This window comes from Pseudomonas sp. BAY1663, assembly GCF_000582595.1.
Taxonomy (GTDB): Bacteria; Pseudomonadota; Gammaproteobacteria; order Pseudomonadales; family Pseudomonadaceae; genus Stutzerimonas; species Stutzerimonas stutzeri_AF.
This window is the reverse complement of sequence record NZ_AZSV01000174.1, coordinates 1-2,434: the sequence shown is the minus strand read 5'-3', so window position 1 is coordinate 2,434 and position 2,434 is coordinate 1. Positions and strand designations below refer to the sequence as shown.

Sequence of the window (2,434 nt, the reverse complement as noted above, 5' to 3'; positions counted from 1 at the left end):
GCGACACCTTGCAGACGCTGGCCGGCGAACGCCGCCGGCAGCGGCGCGAACTGGCCGCCGAGCGGGCGGTGCTCGCGCGCGAGCTGCACGATACGGTGGCGCAACAGCTCAGTTACCTGCAGATCCGTGCCAGCCGCATCCAGGCGCTGCTTGCCACATCGGAGCAGGAGTCCGCGGCCCAGCCGATGTTCGACGAGCTGCGTGGCACGCTGCAGTTGCTGCACCGCCAGGTGCGCGAGCTGATCGCCTCGGCGCGCCTGACCATGGGCGGCCGCACGCTGAACGAGGCCGTGCAGGCCTCGGTGGACGAGTTCGCCCGCTGCAGCGGCTGCGTCTTCGAACTGGACAACCGCATCCCGGCCGGCCTGATCACGCCCGAGGCGGAGCTGCAGGTACTGCAGATCATCCGCGAGGCGCTGGCCAACGTGGTGCGTCATTCGCATGCCCGCTGCGTGCAGGTGAGCCTGTTGCCCCGGCCAGGCGACGGCGTGGAGGTGCGGGTGGAAGACGATGGCATCGGCCTGCCGGACGAGCTGCCGGAAAGCGGCCACTTCGGCCTGCGCATCATGCGCGAACGGGCCGCCGGCATCGGGGCGCGGCTGGAATTCGCCAGCGGCACGCCGCGCGGCACCTGCGTGCGGCTGCTGTGGAGCGGCGCATGAACGAGCCGCTGACGCTGATCCTCATCGACGATCATTCGCTGCTGCGTTGCGGGCTGGCCGAACTGCTCGGCGCGGTGGCGGATTTCCAGGTGCTCGGCATGGCGGCGTCCGGTCCGGAAGGCATCGAGTTGGCGCAACGGCTGGCGCCGGCGATGATCCTGCTCGACCTGCACATGCCGGGCATGAGCGGCCTGGAAACCCTTGCCGCCCTCAAGCGCGTGCAACCAGACAGTCAGGTCGTCGTGCTGACGGCATCCGATTCCCAGGACGACCTGCTGGCCGCGTTGCGCGCAGGGGCCGATGGCTATGTGCTCAAGAACACCGAGCCGGAGCAACTGGTCGCCTACCTGCAGGGCTGCACCCGCGGCCGGGTCACGCTGGAGCCGGGGCTCATGCGGCTGCTGGCCGAAGAATCGCGCGCGACACCGCCGGGGCCCGAGCGGACCGTGGCGCAGGAGCTGACCGAACGCGAATGCCAGACGCTGGCGCTGATCGCCGAAGGCCTGAGCAACAAGCTGATCGCCCGTGAACTGGGCATCAGCGACGGTACGGTGAAGATCCACGTGCGCCACCTGCTGACCAAGCTCAACCTGCACTCGCGGCTGGAACTGGCGGCCTGGGCCCATCGTGGCGGCTTCGTCGACCAGTTGGCGGCGCGTGCGCCGAACCGGGAGCGGCCATGATTTCTCCATCGACGGCATTCGGGGTGTTCGACTGGCTGCGTCAGGTGCTGCGCGCCGCGCCCGGCGATCTCGATCAAGTGCCGCTGGCATGGGCGCGGCTGGACGTCGACGGCTGCATTCGCCAGCTCAACAGCGGCTGGTACGAGCTGACCGGCCATCGGCTCAGCCACTGTCTGGGACAACCGCTGGCCAACTTCCTTCATCCCGCGGATGTGCAGGCCTGGAGCCAGGCGCTGGGGCAGTTGCGTCCGGCGCGGACGGAGGTGCTGCTGCTGCGTTATCTCACCTGCAGCGGCGAGCGTCGCTGGGTCGAGGTACGCCTGCGGCGCCGGCTCGGTGGCTTCGTCGCCAGCCTGGGCGACATCACCGGGCAGATACAGCGGCGCCAGTCCCTGCAGGCCAGCCACCGCAGCCTGAGCAACCTGCTCGACGGCCTGCCGATGATGGTCTATCGCTGCCGCAACAACCGCCACTGGAGCATGGAATACGTCAGCGCCGGCTGCCAGGAGCTGACCGGCTACCGCCCCGAGCAGTTGCTGGATAGCCGCAGCCTGACCTTCAACGACCTGATCCACCCGGACGACCGCGAACATGTCTGGGCCGAAGTCCAGGCCGGCCTGCAGGCGCAGCGTGCGTTCGTCTTCGACTACCGGCTGCTATGCGCCGACGGGCAGGAGAAGCGGGTGCGGGAGCACGGCAACGGCATCTACGCCGCCAATGGCGAAGTGCTCGGGCTCGAGGGTGTGGTACTGGCCTCTGCGTAACCGTCCGTTTCTGGCTTATGCTTGGCGTCGAAAAATCCTGCCAAGTCCGTCCGTATGTCTCTCGAATCCCGTCTGCTTCGCGCACTCGCTCCCTGGCTGGCGTCACCGAAGTGGTGGGTGGCCTTCTCCGGCGGCCTGGATTCCAGCGTGCTGCTGCATGCCTTGGCGCGGCTCGCCGGGGATCAGGCGTTGCCGCCGATTGCCGCCATCCACGTGCACCACGGCCTGCAGACCGCCGCCGACGACTGGCCGGCGCACTGCCGGGCCGTCTGCGAGCGGCTGGGAGTTCCGCTGCAGGTGGTACGGGTCCGGGTCGCGGCGGGCG

Annotated in this window: 4 protein-coding genes; all 4 read left to right on the top strand. The window is 69.1% G+C overall.

The window, feature by feature from the left end:
* The coding region (locus tag BAY1663_RS22495; RefSeq protein ID WP_256206958.1) for a sensor histidine kinase at window positions 1-662 on the top strand (662 nt) is incomplete at its 5' end.
* A complete protein-coding gene (locus tag BAY1663_RS22490) occupies window positions 659-1,345 on the top strand; it encodes a response regulator (protein ID WP_037045289.1) in 687 nt (228 codons plus the stop codon). The genes BAY1663_RS22495 and BAY1663_RS22490, both read left to right, overlap by 4 nt.
* On the top strand, window positions 1,342-2,109 hold the full coding sequence (locus BAY1663_RS22485; protein WP_051497211.1) for a PAS domain-containing protein: 768 nt from the start codon (window positions 1,342-1,344) through the stop codon (window positions 2,107-2,109). The genes BAY1663_RS22490 and BAY1663_RS22485 overlap by 4 nt, the downstream gene beginning before the upstream one ends.
* Before the next feature lie 54 nt (window positions 2,110-2,163).
* Window positions 2,164-2,434: ATP-binding protein (locus tag BAY1663_RS22480; protein WP_305809526.1), on the top strand; the 271-nt coding region annotated here is incomplete at its 3' end.